General features: G+C 54.7%; 21 protein-coding genes. 7 read left to right on the top strand and 14 right to left on the bottom strand.

From position 1 onward, the window contains the following. Positions 1-334: 334 nt before the first annotated feature. The 3 genes from VB780_RS26040 to VB780_RS26030 all read left to right on the top strand — a co-directional run bounded on the left by VB780_RS26040 (position 335) and on the right by VB780_RS26030 (position 1,944). Positions 335-856, top strand: a complete 522-nt coding sequence (locus VB780_RS26040; RefSeq protein ID WP_323354102.1) for a hypothetical protein — start codon at positions 335-337, stop codon at positions 854-856. Continuing rightward, positions 849-1,454, top strand: coding sequence for a hypothetical protein (locus VB780_RS26035; protein ID WP_323354101.1), 606 nt, complete (start codon positions 849-851; stop codon positions 1,452-1,454). Before VB780_RS26040 ends, VB780_RS26035 begins: the two co-directional genes overlap by 8 nt. A gap of 61 nt (positions 1,455-1,515) precedes the next feature. Further along, complete coding sequence (locus VB780_RS26030; protein ID WP_323354100.1) at positions 1,516-1,944, top strand: hypothetical protein; 429 nt, start codon at positions 1,516-1,518, stop codon at positions 1,942-1,944. 358 nt (positions 1,945-2,302) lie between these two features. On the opposite strand, the gene VB780_RS26025 is transcribed toward VB780_RS26030, so the two are convergent. The 6 genes from VB780_RS26025 to VB780_RS26000 all read right to left on the bottom strand — a co-directional run bounded on the left by VB780_RS26025 (position 2,303) and on the right by VB780_RS26000 (position 9,303). Next, complete coding sequence (locus tag VB780_RS26025) at positions 2,303-2,686, bottom strand: SH3 domain-containing protein (RefSeq protein ID WP_323354099.1); 384 nt, start codon at positions 2,684-2,686, stop codon at positions 2,303-2,305. A 59-nt stretch (positions 2,687-2,745) separates the two neighbouring features. Beyond that, positions 2,746-6,624, bottom strand: coding sequence for a hypothetical protein (locus tag VB780_RS26020; RefSeq protein WP_323354098.1), 3,879 nt, complete (start codon positions 6,622-6,624; stop codon positions 2,746-2,748). 124 nt (positions 6,625-6,748) lie between these two features. Further along, positions 6,749-7,096, bottom strand: a complete 348-nt coding sequence (locus VB780_RS26015) for a hypothetical protein (protein WP_323354097.1) — start codon at positions 7,094-7,096, stop codon at positions 6,749-6,751. A 47-nt stretch (positions 7,097-7,143) separates the two neighbouring features. Then, positions 7,144-8,229 (bottom strand): hypothetical protein, encoded by a 1,086-nt coding sequence (locus tag VB780_RS26010; RefSeq protein ID WP_323354096.1) that lies wholly within the window; start codon positions 8,227-8,229, stop codon positions 7,144-7,146. 247 nt (positions 8,230-8,476) lie between these two features. Then, positions 8,477-8,767, bottom strand: a complete 291-nt coding sequence (locus tag VB780_RS26005) for a hypothetical protein (RefSeq protein ID WP_323354095.1) — start codon at positions 8,765-8,767, stop codon at positions 8,477-8,479. A 104-nt stretch (positions 8,768-8,871) separates the two neighbouring features. Then, entirely contained in the window at positions 8,872-9,303 is a 432-nt protein-coding gene (locus VB780_RS26000) for a hypothetical protein (RefSeq protein WP_323354094.1), read from the bottom strand. Between the two features lie 295 nt (positions 9,304-9,598). Here VB780_RS26000 and VB780_RS25995 point away from each other — a divergent pair, with 295 nt between their 5' ends. The 4 genes from VB780_RS25995 (at position 9,599) to VB780_RS25980 (ending at position 11,670) form a co-directional block, all read left to right on the top strand. After that, positions 9,599-9,832 (top strand): helix-turn-helix transcriptional regulator, encoded by a 234-nt coding sequence (locus VB780_RS25995; RefSeq protein WP_323354093.1) that lies wholly within the window; start codon positions 9,599-9,601, stop codon positions 9,830-9,832. A gap of 178 nt (positions 9,833-10,010) precedes the next feature. Next, positions 10,011-10,136 (top strand): hypothetical protein, encoded by a 126-nt coding sequence (locus tag VB780_RS25990; RefSeq protein WP_323354092.1) that lies wholly within the window; start codon positions 10,011-10,013, stop codon positions 10,134-10,136. A gap of 246 nt (positions 10,137-10,382) precedes the next feature. Next, positions 10,383-11,177, top strand: coding sequence for a hypothetical protein (locus VB780_RS25985; protein ID WP_323354091.1), 795 nt, complete (start codon positions 10,383-10,385; stop codon positions 11,175-11,177). A gap of 1 nt (position 11,178) precedes the next feature. Next, complete coding sequence (locus VB780_RS25980) at positions 11,179-11,670, top strand: hypothetical protein (protein ID WP_323354090.1); 492 nt, start codon at positions 11,179-11,181, stop codon at positions 11,668-11,670. A gap of 92 nt (positions 11,671-11,762) precedes the next feature. On the opposite strand, the gene VB780_RS25975 is transcribed toward VB780_RS25980, so the two are convergent. The 8 genes from VB780_RS25975 to VB780_RS25940 form a co-directional block, all read right to left on the bottom strand. Beyond that, a complete protein-coding gene (locus VB780_RS25975; RefSeq protein ID WP_323354089.1) occupies positions 11,763-11,909 on the bottom strand; it encodes a hypothetical protein in 147 nt (48 codons plus the stop codon). 5 nt (positions 11,910-11,914) lie between these two features. Beyond that, positions 11,915-13,144 (bottom strand): glycoside hydrolase family protein, encoded by a 1,230-nt coding sequence (locus tag VB780_RS25970; RefSeq protein WP_323354088.1) that lies wholly within the window; start codon positions 13,142-13,144, stop codon positions 11,915-11,917. A gap of 91 nt (positions 13,145-13,235) precedes the next feature. Further along, positions 13,236-13,457, bottom strand: a complete 222-nt coding sequence (locus VB780_RS25965; protein WP_323354087.1) for a hypothetical protein — start codon at positions 13,455-13,457, stop codon at positions 13,236-13,238. A gap of 119 nt (positions 13,458-13,576) precedes the next feature. Further along, on the bottom strand, positions 13,577-14,884 hold the full coding sequence (locus VB780_RS25960) for a hypothetical protein (protein ID WP_323354086.1): 1,308 nt from the start codon (positions 14,882-14,884) through the stop codon (positions 13,577-13,579). Then, the gene (locus tag VB780_RS25955) at positions 14,865-15,374 is read right to left on the bottom strand and encodes a hypothetical protein (RefSeq protein WP_323354085.1); all 510 of its coding nucleotides are present in this window, start codon (positions 15,372-15,374) and stop codon (positions 14,865-14,867) included. The genes VB780_RS25960 and VB780_RS25955 overlap by 20 nt, the downstream gene beginning before the upstream one ends. Continuing rightward, positions 15,335-15,691 carry a hypothetical protein gene (locus VB780_RS25950; RefSeq protein WP_323354084.1) on the bottom strand — a complete coding sequence of 119 codons (357 nt, stop codon included), beginning with the start codon at positions 15,689-15,691 and terminating at the stop codon, positions 15,335-15,337. The genes VB780_RS25955 and VB780_RS25950 overlap by 40 nt, the downstream gene beginning before the upstream one ends. Before the next feature lie 220 nt (positions 15,692-15,911). After that, on the bottom strand, positions 15,912-16,049 hold the full coding sequence (locus tag VB780_RS25945) for a hypothetical protein (RefSeq protein ID WP_323354083.1): 138 nt from the start codon (positions 16,047-16,049) through the stop codon (positions 15,912-15,914). Between the two features lie 57 nt (positions 16,050-16,106). Then, positions 16,107-16,274: a hypothetical protein gene (locus VB780_RS25940; RefSeq protein WP_323354082.1), complete on the bottom strand. Its 168-nt coding sequence runs from the start codon at positions 16,272-16,274 to the stop codon at positions 16,107-16,109. Positions 16,275-16,355 lie beyond the last annotated feature (81 nt).

Raw genomic sequence — 16,355 nt, 5'->3', positions numbered from 1 at the left:
TTTTCCCAGTAGCTTAGTCAACGAGAAATCAAGGGTTTCAGCATTTTCTTGGGAAATGACCGAACTATTGATTGACTTCAATGTGGGTGCAGTCCTGAGACTAAGCTAGGTAATAAACGCATAACCCGGCAAAAAGTCACTATAAAGACAGATTTAGATGGATGACGTAGTTTAGCTTGTCAGGCTAGGATGGGACTCCATGACCAAGCAGGTATAACGGATGTAAGTATGTTTTGACGTTTAGGAAAGAGACTTAAACCCCTCACAAGTGCAAATGATCTGGCTTAACTATTTTTCAACCTGTCTAAGTGCTAATTCTAGGCTTCATATATAAATGTCTTTATATATTGTAGGTTTTGGAGGTGAAAATGATAATACCTCAATTCGGTTAGAAACTAAGAAAAAGCGCTTCATCCCAAACTCACAACCACCTGAAAGGCCTCCAGAATCGCTTAAAGAAGCAATCAAAATATGTACAAGTAAAGTTCCAGGAATCACGTTTAGAAGAGCTTCTGCAACTTACAACTGCGTAGGCATGGTTTTTGCTTCCAGAAGGACTGCTATTGAACCGGAACATCTTCAAATGATAATTGAAGATGATGGTTATAAAAGGATAAGGGATGAAAAAGATGTAAAGATTGGGGATATTGTTCTATACCGAGATAGAAATGAATATACCCACATCGGTATCATTGTTGGAATTGAACCGGATATTAAGGATTGCAGGTTTGAATTTACTGTTCTAAGCCAGTGGGGAAGAGACGGAGAATATGTACATTCTGTAGAAAAAGTTCCAGAAGAATATGGAAATGATTGGGAGTTTTGGACTGAAAGGGAGGAATTTAACGGTGGCTGAAGAATGCATGAATTATATCGAGAGTACTCAGTTTTCTGCACTTGTGAATCTGTCAAGTGGTCGTAGAACCTTTGAAAAAATATGTGGCAGAGATTTGGTGGTAAAATCGCTACTCGAAAAGCTTCTTGATTCAGAAAGTGTTTTTGGCTGGCAAGTCCTGAGCAGAGTAGCTACTCTCTCTCAACAAAAAAATGATTGTCAGTATGAAAATCCAAATGATGTTGCACTTGCAGTCTACATTTGGGCTTTAAGTCTCGTAAAATTGGAATTGGCCGAAACTGCTGCACAATTTGCCTTGAGCGCTCCTAATTGTTGGTGGGCTAGAATATTTGCGCTGCACATACTGAAAAACATTCATCCACAAGATAATGCTAGTTATTCTCGTAAAATTGTCAATTTTGGTGGGAAGCTAGGAAACGAAAGGCCACTAAGGCAAAGCCCAACCCGGATCATGGCTTACTCAAGTGCAGGGTTTCAAAATGTTAACCCCTACAGCAAGTTCATGAGTTTTCCTTCTGTTAGGAAAACTCATACGCATCCCCACAAGAATAAACCATTACAAATGGCGTGGAATATTGAAGGCAGAAAACATGTTTAAGTGTAAATGGATGATACTTTGCGAAAAAAGCATCCGAAACGAGGAATCTGACAATATAAGCATGATAGAGGTATTTGATTCCTTGAAAATACCTTCACCTCCTTCTGATGAGCAGAAAGAGGAACAGCAAAGATGGCTTTTCCCGCATAGATTCGACTTGGTAATTTATTGGCAAAATGAAGAGGATAATGAAATTGATAACAGCTTGCTAGTTCAACACGGAAGCAAAGAGAGTAAGGCTGAGTTGCAAAAATTCAAGCTAGAAATAAAAGCCCCTGATGGCAGAACTTTGTTGCAAGGTAATTTGCCTACCGCGCAAGAAAGAAAAGACTATATAATTGTATTGCCGTTTGATGGAATTCCAGAGCCGGATGATGGTAAATATCAATTTGAAATTTACGAAGAAAAAAGTGATGACTGGTTGAAAATACAGTCTACAACATTAACTATTTCTTGCTCAAACATTGAGGATATATTGGCGGAGCAATAAAATTATTGTGTTAGTGCTCAAAATTAGTAATGGTGGCAGAAATGGATCCTAAATTTGCAAATATTTTAGTGTCCTGACCCATTACTCTATCCTCTTAACGTTGACCTATGGGGCAAGGTTGAGTACGGCGGCTATTCATAGTGCCTAAACCAATTGACCCCGATGAGTTTGCTAAACTAGGGCACTTAATAGACTGAGCAGCGAGTTCCTGAGAGCACCAAATCAGGAGATACACCCAAAATCCCCCCCGGCTACTGCTGCTGGGTTACCTAGTATCCTCAGCAGCAGGCGGTGCTTAGTAGCCTATTCCTGAAGGTTTAGTCCGCGATTGCAACAAGTAGATCTAGATATCGTTGCATCACCTAGGGGCAAACTCAGCTAAACGGATGAATTCAGCATGAATCCATCCCTGCCCCACCTGGTACCAAAGATTGCACTCTGGCCCAATGCCGGGAACTGAATCTACAGAAAAAACGCGGGCAGGGAGCGAAACCTGCTGACCCACTCTAACAGTCCCGACAACTTTCCCTTCAAAGCTTGGGCGATCGCGCACATTTACTACTGAGCCTGGAGTTTGCCCATAAACGAAGCCAGGAATAGAGCCGGTTTCGGCATAGGCCACGACATCGGCCTCATCGTCATCTGTGCAGTAATAGGTACTCTGTGCGGGCAAAGAGCTTGCTGTTGCCAGGGTCGCGATCGCGCCAATCAGAAGCCCCTGAGCTACCATCATTGCCTTCATCGCTCAACCTGCATCAAAGCTCTAAGCTAGCCTCCAGCAGGAGCTGATGTCGAGGGAAATCAACCATAGACAGGGCTAAGCCCCCCTCGGTTACGGGGGTTGCGATCTACGCTGCGCCTTTGTTCAAATTCATCCACCGATGCTGTCTCAACGCCAGTTCTAGCGGCCCGCTCCACATCGCCAGGGTTGAGGTTAGAGCCATTCATCGCGATGTTGACCACCACACTTCTCGAGCCAGCTGCCGATGCCTGCGTATTCCCGCCAGGCTGGCGAAGGTATCGCAGCAGCTGGTCAGAAAGTCCTGGCACGCGGCTAAAGCCATCGTCTACACCCTGCCAGTTGCTGCCGCCCATCCCTTGACGGCGCATCCACTGTTCCAGTTGCGCCCCAGATTGAATTTGCCCGCTCTGTACGGCTTGAGACAGCTGCGCCGCCCAGTTTTGCCCTCGACTTCCGTTTGGCTGCGCCCTCTGCCCGGTTAGGATGTCGGCGGTGAAGTCGGCATAAGCACGAGGATTGCTAGTCTCATCGTCGTGGTATCGCAAATTGTATTGCGCAAATCCCAACATATTTCGGCCTGTGCCACCCCGACGACTGAAGTAGTCATCAGCGGTGCTGCCACGGCTGTAGACTTCGCTACCGCCAATCCCCAGAGCCAGCACTAGGGCCGATCGCCCCTCGGGAGTACTGGGATTGAATCGTGGGTCTAGGGATGATAGCTCATTGGCAAGACCTTCCAATGAATCGTACCCTTGCCCTAGGTCGGGTAAACCGCCAGGGCCTCCGGCACCCGCCACTGGGGCTGTGGGGAGCGTTCTGTCTTGGGGCAATGCTCGTCGGTTATCGCCGTGACCAGTGGTCATCACTAGGTTGCCGTTGGCGTCATAGAGTCGGACGAAGTTTCCATAATTCCCCGCCGTGCCGTAGTCTAACCGGCCCCCAGGCGCTGAAGGTATCATAATCTCGGCCCCGGCAGAACTAGAGTTGGGCGATTCACTCCGAGCATCATTGCCTTCGGGAATGTAGTAATCAAAGCTGTGGAATCCGGCCCTGGGTCTGTGCGCCCCCGCCGCCCGTCGAAGCATGGCGATCCGATCGGCTTGGTCAGCGTTCGGGTCGTAGACCTGTCCGCTGACGGCGGCATTTGAAAACTCGATCCTTCTGCCCTGCTCCTGGTAGGCTTGGGCCATTTGCATGAAGTAGGCGTCAATTTCCTCCCAAGACAGCGACGTGCTGAACTTGGTATCAATGTGGTTGGGGCTGCTGCCGCCGATGTTAGCCCTAGGCCCAGTAAATAGGCCCGAGGCGATCGCCGCCAAAGAACCACCTCCGGCCCCGCCTGTTCCACCGCCGCCAATCCCACCCATTGAAGCCACAGCATCTCTAACGGCTCCGATCGCTGCGATCGCCACCGGGAAATAGCCTTCAATCTTGGCTAGCAGCCCATCGCGCACCCCTGCCGCTGTCACTAGGGCGAACGAGGTTTCCATGAGATACGGCACATACTTGGCCGTCAGAGTCTCAATGTCCGCCTGGGTTTTTCCAAACAGCTCGTGCATTTTGTCCACGACATCTTGCAGAACCCCTCCCTGCTCCTGCTCCTCACGATGCCACTGGGTACCGAGGGCGTGCCCCTGCACCATGGTCAAATTCAGATCGGTCAACGTTGAGCCGCCGCTGGTGGCCCCCTGCCGCGCTGTCACCACGTCGCCAGGCGCAAAGCGGAAAGTATTGTAGCCAGGGGTAGCCGTTACACCACCAGGCGTGTCATTAAAGCTATCGTCAACCCCCAGGAGCCGCCGAGCCAAGCCCATTGCACCCCTAGCCCCAGGTAGAACGGCATCCACCCCCACTCGCGCACCCGCGCCAACAAAAGCCTGGGTGACGGGGTTTCGCATAGCGGCCCCATACCCTGGCGCAACGGCCCCCACAACATTTTGACCGAGGCCAAAGGCACCTTTCAGGATCGTCATCATCCCGTCGAAGCCAGCTTTCAGCCCCGGCAATAGGTTGTTGTCAGTCGCCCATTGGATGACAATATCGCTCATCTCAAAAATTTTGTCGCGGATTTCAGGGGCTTTCTCAACCAGCCATTTAGCTCCCGTCTCCATTAAATCCATGGCTCCGAGGATCTTTCCCTCAACGGCCTTTAGATCCATGCCATTGAACCATTCAGCTATGCCAGTCATTTGCTCATCAATTTTGGTCTGCAAGCCCATGAAATTGCTCATAGCCTGCATCACCGCATTGTGCCGCGCCGCCTCTTTCTGGCGCATTTCGTCGGCAGGGCTGGCCTGAAGCTGCTTCATGAGTTCCTCGACCCGTGCGGCCCCCTCGCCGCCGCCCGTCGGCAACTGCCCACCATTGGCGGCGCTGAGATTGGTCAATTCTTCGTAAGCCCTCAAATCCTGAGCCGTCGCATCTCGCCCGAGGAACCCGCCCACGATGCTGGCGGTTTGCCGCTGAAGACCAACATTATTGCCGATCAGCCCCTGCACAAAGTTGGGATCTGCCGCCGCCGCCGATTGAAACTCGCTCGCCGACATGCCCGACATCTGCTGCAACCGGTTGGTCGTGAACCCTAGGCTACGCTGCGCATTCTGAGCAATCTGTTCAGTGTCGTTAAACCGGGTATCGAGCTGCGCCTCACCAATCCCTGCCAGGCGCATGTAGGCCGCGCTGGTGCTGTAGGGGTTAGCTGTCCCCCCATAAGACATAAAGCTCTGCACCCCGGCCCCAGCCATCTGGGCATTGTCGCGGAATAGCCCCGCCGTATTGGAGTTACCCCCCGTCAGACCCGCAAAGACATCCTGGAGCATTCCGAAAGCGCGATCGCTGACCCCCTGCCCCGTGCTCTGCACCGACTGCATCCGGGCACTGCCCATCACATCAGCGTACTGCTGAATGTTGGACTCAAAGCCGCTACGAATAGCCCCGCCCACAACATCGGCCAGATACCCGCGTGCGCCCTCGTCCCCCTTCTCGCCACCAGTACGACTGTAGAGACCCACCATCTCGGCGGTAGCCTCTACGTTGAGGCCAAGCGCCCTGGTCAACTCCTGCACCGCCCGCACCATGGGGCCAGCCTGGGCAGGGTCACTGATGGCCCGGTTCTCACGCAGGCGATCGCTTAGGCCGGCCGAATCTTCAGCGGTGTATCCAAACTCTTCGCCCTGGCGATAATTCCGCAGGGTGCCGAGACTCCCCAGGCCGAAGCGCTGGTTCATATCGGTAATGTCTTTCTCGTAGGCCCGTGCGCCCCCGGCACCGCCCGCGAGGCTCTGGAAGAATCCGCCAATTCCCCCACCGATCGCAGCCCCGGCAGCCATCCCCGCAGGGCCAAAGAGCAGCCCCGCTGCACCGCCGAGGCCTGTGCCAGCAGCCCCGAGCAGGTTGCCGCCCTGGGCTTGGCCCATAACTTGGCCGCCCAGGGACATGAGCGACTGCATCTTGGTCCACTGGAGCAGTTCGCCGATGCCGTCTTTTTTCTTGCTATCCTCCTGGATGGTGCCCCGCAGCCCGCCCAGCGAGTCGATTAGCTCCTTAAGGAGTGCCGTTTGCCCTGTATCCCCCGGCAGCGCCCCTGGGGTCGGAATGTTTGCCCCAGACGGCTGTGTCCATGGGTTTGTACCAGGGCCAATAGACAGCGGCCACTCTACCCCAGGGCTCGCCCCCGCGCCGCCGCCCGGCACACCCGGATCGGTGGTGGGCTGTGGCATAGGGGCAGGCGCACCAAAAACCCCACCAGGCGTGCCGGTTGGCATTCCTAGCGGGGTGAAGGGCGCTACCTTGGAGGCTATGCCCGGATCAAACGAGCCACCCGCTAGCTGCTCAACCTTGTTCTGAAAACTGGTTAGGTCTTGCTCAAGTTTGCCAAGATCCTGTGGGACGCGATCGGCATTGACGCTAATCCCAATCTCTACATGGCGCTCGGTCATTGCCTTCCCTTCATTCGCAGCGATATCCAAAGTTTACTTGCAGCATCTCTATGGTGCTTTGAGAGCAAGTTGGCCCAATTAAAAGCCCCTGCCAAAATGACAGGGGTACGGTGCTAACCAATGGTTAGTAGATCCGCCGTTTTTCGGGGGGCGTTTCGTAAAACTTGCGGATAGCCTCTGGGTTCCATGCGTGGTGGCTCCAGCCCTTGTGCGCGCCGTTGCTCGTAATGATGTAGTGAACGCCCTGCTTGAAGTAGCCCGCCCGCAGGTCGGTTTTGAGGCGGCTTGCGGTGATTGCATCACCCACCCTCTGGGTGAGTGTCTCAGGTTTTACCCAAGTTTTTCGCTGAGAAGAGTCAGCGACTAATTCTTCAAGGACACTCAGAACCCGATCCGTTTGTGCAGAGTCCTGTTGCTGCTGTTGCTGCCGCTGCTGCAACAATTCCAAAACTTGAGCTAGAAGTGTTTCCATAGTTTTCTCCTTAGTTGATGTTTGTTAGTTGCTAGGGCTTGCGATCGCTAGCGCTGGCTGCGTTCCCAAGCCGCCTGCAGAATCGATTGATTCAGGAACTGGTGATAAATCCTGGTGTGCACCGAGAGGTCATGGCCCATCATCTTGGCCGCGATCGCAGGGTCGAGGCCAAAGACAGCGGTACGGGCGGCCCAAGCGTGGCGCAGGTCATAGGGCAGCATGGGCAGCTTGCGCCGGTTGAAGAACTGAGCCACCTTGACGCCATAGTCAGAATTGCGACGGGCGGTAAGGTTAGGCCGCTTGAAGTGGCCTTTGCAATACAGCTCCCACCACTCACGGCGACATGGCCAAACCTGCCGCCAACCCGTCTTACCCTCTAACACCGTGCAGACGCCTGGCGGCTCCTGCAACGCTTGAAGGTCCACATGGAAAATCTCATGGTCTCTGAGTCCGTAGGTGGCCATGAGGGCGATCGCGAACCGCCACGCCGGGTTATCCATCCCCTCGATGGTCTGAATGATCGCCTCGTCGGAGGGGAGGTCGCGGGGGTTGACCGCGCCAGAGCTGTAGCGGCCCCGGTATTCAGCTATGGCAACGTCTACTCCAGCAAACTTGGCAAGTCTGCCGTAGGCGTTGCAGGCGCGTTGCCTGCAACGAGTGTCGGGCGGGTAAAGCTGGGCCGTCTGGATGAGAATGGCGGCCGAAATAAGCTGCTGTTGCGGCAGCCTGCGGAAGGGCATCAGGTAATCTTTTTCCCAAGTCGTCTCGCTCGCGGGGTTTCGCTCGCGGCGGTTAAAGTAGTCCACCTCAAATGCAGCTACCCAGTCAGCAATGGTGCGCTCCCCGAGCGGGTCTACCTGCGATCGCGACCAGTTAGCCCAGTCGAAGCGTTCCATGGTTAGCTCGTTGCGCAGGCGCAACGCCTCGGCCTCGGCTCGCTTGAGTCCAGCAGCGTTTAGGTAGACGCCACCAAGATTAACCTGCTGCTGATGGGGTTTGGCTTTGGTGCTGGTTGGCTTGGGCGGTAGGGTTGTTTGCAGGTAAAGCGTGTTGCGCTTCAGGATGATCGAGACCTTGATGTTCCCGGCCTTGAGGCGGGCATTGGCCTCAGTTAGCAATTTTTTGCTCTGCATAATGACGTCTCGTAAATGATCTTTGTCGTTCACCAGGGGCCAGTAGAGGCCCCTGGTGAACCCCTTACCCCTACTCGCTTACCTCACGGCCCCACCAGCAGAGGCGGTCTGCCGCGCGGCTAAACAGATGAGACAGGCGATCGCAAACACGGGCTAGAAAGTTGAATGCTGAACGGTACATGAGATTTCCTCGAAAGACATGTGTGTGGAGAGGTCATTGCAGGGCTGATGGCAGCCCCAAGACGGTCTATGCTGCGATCGGTCGGGCGATCGGCTTGAATTCGAGCACGTCCTTACCAGGGCAACGCTCAGCAGCGGCGGCAAAGATGCGATCGCGGGTACCCAGGCCTAGATAGGTATCGGGCACCTCAAGGCGGAAGCCATCAAGCACAAACTCAGTGCTCACCGGCTCACCGGCAGCGGTGTAGATGGGCTCGTAGCCGCCACAGCGGACGTGATACCAGCGGGTGGCGGGGCGACGGCCAGGGCCACGTTTAGCAGCGCGGGTGGTGGCGATCGCGGTCGATTGAAGTAGCATGTTGTTTACATCCTTTGACTAGGGTTTACTGCCCCTACCGTTTGGTTCTCAGGCCCCCGGTAGGGGTTTGTTGTGCCTGGGTTAGTCACCTCCCCAGGTGTCGGTCATGCACCCAAAGCTTTGAGCATCTGGGGTTTAGTGAGGTGCTTCCCTCCTTCCCTCACCCCTCGCCAGGCAATACCCTGACGGCTGCACTCCTTCCGCAGCTGCACCGAGGTCATGGAGCGCAGGTAGTCGGTACTGCTGGGTTGCTCCACCTCAATCTCGGCAATCCAATCATCGGGACTGGGTACCTCGACCCGTGCCACAGCCACCGGAGTAGCGACCTCAGCAGCCTGGGCAACCAGTGCTGCCGTGCGTGGGGGCAGCGGCTTGGCAATCAGCGCCTCGGCCTCGGCCATCAGCTCCTCCAGCGTGGGGAAGTCATCGACCACCGGCAGCGGTGCGATCGGGGTGGCCTCAACCTGGGGCTCAGCACGGAGCCAGAGAACGGCCAAGATGGCGATCGCGTACAGAAAAATCTCAAATGCGGTCATGGCGAAACCTTGAATAACGACGGCCCCGTGAAGTGATGGGGCAATGCCGGGGCGGGGAGTCGAACCCTGCCTACACCGTCCGGCGAATGTGTTGGGCCTTATCCTCAATCGCAGAACCCATCCTGCCGGGAAGCCGTTGGGTGGGGTGGCGCTGCCCTTGGGTATATGTCCACTATAGCAAATCAGTTTGCTATGTCAACAATCAATTTGCTATTTAGCGCATTGTTTTGCTATAACTAATTTGTTCAGTAGCAAGTGAGGGCGTATGCTACCCCTGTCGTTGCCCAATACATTTGTGAAGCTGAGTTTTGCTGAATGGTTCAAGCTGGCCCGGTCGAGGGTTGGTGTCTCCCAGCGTGCGATCGCTGATTCTCTGGGAGTATCTGTGCAGACGGTTGGCAACTGGGAGGGAGGGCGATCGGTGCCCAGCCTAGACCCAGACCAGATGCTGCGGCTGTGTACTGCGCTTGGTGTTTCCCTCGACGCGCTGGCCAAGGCGTTCAGGGGTGAGGTTGAGACCACCGACTAAGCCACCTGAGCGATCGCACTCGGCCCCTGCGATCGCGCTCCTTGACCAGGGCACCATAGATTCACAGCGGCGATCGCATATCTGTGTTAGATGCAAAAACCTGAAAATCCCCACAGGCACCGCTGACCTGTGGGGATTTTGTTTTGGGAACCCTGGCCATATTGCGAAGGGTGCAGCTATGGACTCTGGGGAATGGCCCGTTGATTGGGCGATGTATGTCGGCAATAACGGCCTGGGGGCAGACCTGCTCTGGCTGGTGGGCGTTGCTGTGCTGGTAGCGGTGTACCTGAGACAGCGGGCGTAGGCAGCAAAAGCTCCAGATGCACCTTGACCTTGAGTTAAAACCCTGAAACCCTTACTGGAAAAGGACTTTAGGCTATAAACATGTATTTCATGTATTTAGTGTGATTTAGACATCTTAAAACTGAAGAATCCTGCATACTGTCTCCTGACAGATAAGAGCGCATTTAGATTTGCTTACAATAATAATCCTTTGACACCCCCCAGATAGAATAAGCCTGAAAACTTGGGGAGTGGTGAAAAGGTGCGAATGGTATGGCTGTATATAAGGAACTATTGGACAAACGTACTAAGTATATTTTCAGCCCTAGGGCTTGGATCGGTTAGCGTCTTAGAATCTTGGGATCAGGGAACCTGGGTATGGGGAAGCCCTTACGGCATTATTTTCATAGTAAGTGCACTAGGTTCTTTATTTGGGCAAGGGGTTCAACTTCTGGATTCTCCCGGGAAAAGGAGCTTGCAGCTTGAATTTGAAAGAGCAGTGTCCTCGCTGGCTGAAAGGAGGGAAAGTGATTTGGTCATTCTCAAGAATGAACTAATGTTACTTTCAGAAATGCTTGAATTTGGGTCCGAGGAGAGAATAAGTCTTTATGCTCATCAAAATCAAAAATTTGTGATGATTTCAAGATATTCCAAGAATCCAGAATACGATAAGAGAGGGCGAGGTATACAAAATGAAGACCAGGGAATCATTGGGAAAGCATGGAGGGATGGGCAGGCTTTCGTATACGATCTTCCAGAATGTAACGGGAACGACGATTTTGAATATCTGCGGGTTATGGAGATTAACTGGGGTATAGATCGATCAATTGCTCGAAAGTTTTCTATGAAAAGTAGAACTTTTGGGGCTTATTCAATCGAAAATACTCAAGGCATTAGATCATTTGTATTGGTTTTTGAGAGCATGGACCCAGTGGGTTTTCTTCAGGAAGATTTAGATAATCTCATGCAAGACTCTAAGGAAAGGAGACGAATATCCTTGTTGTTGGATCATCTGAAAAACGTCACGCCCGAGCTTGATATTCCTTTGAACGAAGGCATGTAAGATGGCACACTTAGCAGACGTTTTAACTTATATTTTCGAGAATTATCCAAGCAAAAATTTAAAAAGCAAAGATCCTTTGAAAGGCTTGAGCCCTAGAAAAATCATTTGGCTTGCTTATCTAGCAGACTGGAAGAATGCCATACTCAACGGTCGCCAGATATCGGATGCTGCTTGGAAAATAATGGACTTTGAACCAAGTTTAGAGCCAGAATCTCTATCTGATGTAACGCTTTTTGCTGAAAGGAAATCAAGAAGAATACTCACTCCTCTAAGAACTGCTTTAATTGGTAATGGTTTGAGCAGGCAAGAAACGGGACTGATTGATGAAGTTATTTCAATAGCTAGGAACAGAACGCCTGAAGAACTCAAGCAGTTAGTTTATTCGACATACCCTGCTCTCTCGGGAGACGGGAAAGATACAGTTGACATGGTCGAGCTTGCTAGGAAGTATCAAGATATTATGCCTCAACGAAAGTTGCAAAGATCCAAGTAAATTAAACAAAAAAGTGCTTATAGACACAACCTTTCTTTAGTGCGACGGACTTTATAGCCTTGAAGATTAAAGACTCTGCTTCATCATGCTTACTAGTTCATCATGCTTACTAGCACGTTCGTGACTTTGCTCACCATTCCGGTGCAAACATCGGGCAGCACAACGTGATCGCCGTAGTCGAAACCGTGGGGGTTGAGCTGGTGCAATTCGAGTGGGGTGTAAGGGCATTGCCAGGTCATGGTGGTTAACCTCCGAGGTAAACGGCTCTCTCTTTCTCGCGGCGCTTGACCAGCCCCGGCAGCACCTTACCCCCTGCCTTTGTCCAGCTCATCAGTGCATCAGCGGCGGCCTGGTGGTTACCTGCTTGGGCATGGCGGTAGGTATCACTGCCCGTGAACTGCGCTGGCCCCACGTTGTAGCAAAAGCTGGCCAAAGCGCTGGCCTGATGCTCAGCGAGTCCCAGGGGTGCGATCGCAGGCAGGCAGTTGCGCTCCAGGTAGGCCAGCAGTTCGCGCTCGGCCTGGGCCTCGTCAATGGTGCCGGTCGCCCCAGGTGCTTTGGTGCCATAGCCCCATGAGTGCTGCTGAAAATCCCAGTAGGGGGTAGGGTGGAAACCTTCAAAGCTCTTAATCAGCTCCGTCATCCCTGGCGCATCGATGGCAGGATTAGAAGCCGCGATCGCCGCATTGGGGTTAATGGCCAGGCGCAACACATCGGCGTAGGGACGAACCCATTCACCGCTGGCCAAGTCCTTAACCCGGTAGTCGAGGTGGGCCCCGGTGCTGCGGCCCGTGTTGCCCGTGGTCGCGAACTGCTCCCCAATGCCATAGCTCCCAGCGGTGCAGCTATCCAGGTGCAGCCAGAGATGTTTCTCATTGCCCACGGTGTAGGCTGCACCGATGCCACCGCCACCGCTCTGGGCCTCACTGAGACATTGCACCTCCACTGGCAGCACCGTGTAGAGCGGGGTGCCAACCGGCGTGGCCAGGTCATAGCCCTCGTGCCAATCCTTGCCCCCAAACACATGCCGCCAGCCCACGGTGGAGCTGATGGTATAGCCCTCCAGGTCTACGCCTTTCCTCAGCAGGTCGCCGGGTCGGGAGAACGCAACCACCTGTTTACTCTCGGCAGCACCAGCCGGAGCCTCACCATCGGCGGCAGGCTGCTCCATCCCTGGCAACATAGCCTTGAGCCAACCTGGGGCATTGCGAATCGCGGCCACATAGACCTGACTCACGAAGATGATTGATAGCAGCGTGGCCCAGGTAATCGCATCGAATTTAAGGTCTGACCAGGCAGCGGCGGCGCTTACTTTACGCTCAGTGTCGGCTTGGGTTTTTCGGAGGGCGGTAACGTCGGCTCCGAGTTGGGTAAAGCCTGCGTCGGTGACGGCTCGGAGTTCCCGGAGTTCTCGGTAGAGTTGCTCTGTTGCTGCCGTGAGTCTTCCCAGGTCGTTGTTAGTTTGGTTTCCCATGTTTCTACCCGCTCAGGTTTCCAGATCCACAGCAGCACTAGAGAGAATGTGAGCCAGCCAGCGATTCTTAAAAGGTTGGCGATCGCAGTCATTACTCAGGAGTCTCCCAGTTGGTGTCGGCGCGGGTTTCGTCACCAAAATTCCAATCCCGTTGGGTCACGGCCTCAAGGATGGTTTCGGCCACATCAAGGGTGAGCCCGTTTAGGTTGATGTTGTCTCGGGAAAGGCTTTTGACGATGGCGGGAATCAGAATCATGACGATGACTAAGCCGCCAACAATCTGACCAAAAAAGCCGTTTTGAGTGCCGTACATGGGGGTCTCCTTTTATCGTTTTGGGTATGTGGTGCCCTGCTCAGGGGGCCTGCTTTCTGCTCACGATTCTGCTTTCTGCTCACGAGCAGGCAAACCTAGAGCAGCGCAATCTCGCTGCTCTAGCTGCTTTGCTCGCCTTGCTCACTGTTTTCAGGGGGGCTCTGTCTGAGCGATCGCAATCCGTCAAGAACTTTTTTGAAAGCGCGATACTCAGGGTTTTTATCGGTGCGTTGACCGCTGGGCTTACCTAGCCATTCCCAAGCTTTGTTGTAAGACAGCGGAGCATCAGCAGGGTAGACGTGCAGTAGCTCGATAAATTGCCGTTCTAGTTCGTCATCCTGGGGCAGAATCTGCATCAAGCTGGTGTCGATGTAAGGCACCCCAACCACCGACCAGGCGCTGTCTACGTAGGCGATCGCGCTAAAGGTATCTCCTACCTGTCGGGGCATCCCTTTTATCGTTTGCTGGGCTTCGGCAAAGCCCTGGGGCAGGTTGGTAACGTCGGTAGACTTGGCTTGGTTTGTCCACTTCCACAGCGCTAAAACATTCCATCGGGCCAGTTTCTGCTGGTCAATACCGAGACTCTTAACGCTGGCATCATGGCAGGCCAGAAAGGCAAAAACGTCCTGCTTTTTGCCCCGGATAACGATGTCATTCAGCGCCTTGGCCAGTGGCTCACGGGCATCCTTATCCACTTCAGAAAGAAAGCTGACCCACTCATCAATCAGCAGCAGCTGGGGCTCAAACTTAGGGGCAGGTTCACCAGCGGCGATCGCCCTTTTGGTGGCCCGGCTACGGCGCTGCACCTCTTCCCCGGCGTCAATGATGGCGGCCAGGATGTCGTGGTGCTCAATCATGACGACATTGCCGACCGGCAACCCCATCCAGGTGTTGGGCGGGGCGTCGCCGTGGGAACTGCCATAGTCGAGGTCACCGATCTGCAATTTGCCCTGGGGGTGGGCTTGCAGGAATGCGGCAGCCAGGTAGTTCATGAGCTGGGTCTTGCCGTCGCCAGTGTCGCCCAGAATCAGCCCCGACTTGGCCTTAGCAAATAGCTCCAAGCCGTTGGTTTTAAGTGCTTGGCTCTGCTCCATCCGCTTGGCAATCGCGGCGGCCAGGGGCAGCTGGGAAAACACAGCGGTTTGGATCTGCACACGCTGACGGCCCAGGGCGTTACCCACGGGTGCCAGTTCAGCCCCAGCGCTTTCCCCGGCCAGGTTGAGCGCTCCCTTGAGGTTGTTGAACACCTCCCCATAGCTGAGCTTTTGGCGTAGGCGGTGGGCATCGGCGGCGATACACAGCCCGGCCCCGGCTAGCACTCGAAAGGGCGTAGGGTTGATGGCGACCAGCCCCGCCCCGATGGTGCCAACTACGGCAACGGTCAGGGCGTGGAGTTGGCGTTCTAGGTCACTCTGCGCCTGAGACATTCTTGAAGCCCTCCACGGTGGGGTTGGCGATCGCGTCACGGGTTGGGGCGGGTTCGCCGTCGGCCAGGGTTTGCATGGCTCGGTTGATAGCCAGGCGCTGCACCAGCTGCTCGGGGGTGGCCCGCCAGTCTTGGCCCAGGTCATAGAGCAGGTTGTTCAAGTCGGTGGCGGTGCGACCCTGGTCGAGGTAGTCGGCGGCGCGGTTGCGCACGGTCTGCTCCAGGTTCACCAGGTCGGTGTCGATCTGGTATTGCAGGTAGGTATAGGCCTGCTCGCCTTGCTCTGCCGTTGCTTCAGGCTGCTCACTGGGTAGGGCGGCGGACTGCACATTGCCGGTGCTGCGAGCGGTGGGGCGGGGCGTTTTGCTGATGGCGGTAGAGAAGCTGCTGATGGCGATCGCGGCGGCCAGCAGCCCAAACAAACCGGGGCGTAGCTTAAACAATGCGTTCATCATTTCCGTTGCTCCGTAGCGTTCAGAACTTCGATCCATAGGGCCTGCTCAGAGTCGCTGAGCAACGGCTGAGCAAGCTTTTCAGAGGCCAGACGGTGCAGGGCATCGCGATCGCTGGGGGTAGGGGCTGGGGCGAACCGCCACACCAGGGTGAAGGCTCCCATGGTGGTGACCATGGCCCACGGCCCCAGGTTGGCGACCATGCCCTTCCACCGTTCCAACTCGGTCAACTCGGCCCGCTGGCGTAGGCCCTGGCGTTGGATGTACTTCTCTGCCCCGGCCTCTAGGCCGAGGTAGATGCCCAGCACAATGGCGGCGAGGGTGAGCCAGTAGCGGGGGTCTGCAAAGCGTTTCATGGGTGGCGGTTCTCAGGTTTTGGGCTTAGCTGGCGGTGGGCGGCTCAGGTTGATTGCGGGAGCGATCATGATCAGCAGGGGTGACGCCGTTGGTTTGGCACCACCAGATTCGATATGCGGCCTGCCAATCGGCAAAACTGGGGTAGTCGCTTTGGCTTGGGGCTGGGTTGAAGTTGAACAGGGCGGTGGCTCGGGTAGGGTTTGCGGTGGCGGTGTGGGCTTAGCTGGCGCGAATGCCGCGAGGGGTGGCGACGGTGCCGATCACTTTGCGGGTGTCAGGGTCAATTACTTTGCGGCGATCGCTGTCGCCGTGGGCGGCGGTCTCTCCGACGCTGCCGTGGCCTTTTGCTCTGGTCATGGGTTTTCTCGGTAAGGGTGGATGGGCTTTAACCGGGTCATCTACAGGGCGATCGCGCTACTGCTGACGGTGCTGGGCCAGAGGTAGCAGCCTGTTCAGGTTGTCTACGGCATCCATGATTGCCAGGGCGCGATCGCGGCGCTCTTCCGGCGTCTCGTCTGGGAACTGCGCAGCCAGTCGCTGCTCTAGACGCGGGTCAATCTCTCGGGCGGTTTCAATGGTCATAATTGGGTATGTCCGTTTCGTGATGGTTTCGGGCAATCCCCCGGCAGGCTTCGCGGTTAGTCGGGGGTTTTTAGTGGAATG

The organism is Leptolyngbya sp. CCNP1308, from assembly GCF_034932455.1.
Classification (GTDB): Bacteria; Cyanobacteriota; Cyanobacteriia; order Phormidesmidales; family Phormidesmidaceae; genus Nodosilinea.
The sequence above is the reverse complement of the archived record's forward strand: the minus strand, read 5'-3'. Positions and strand labels throughout refer to the sequence as shown.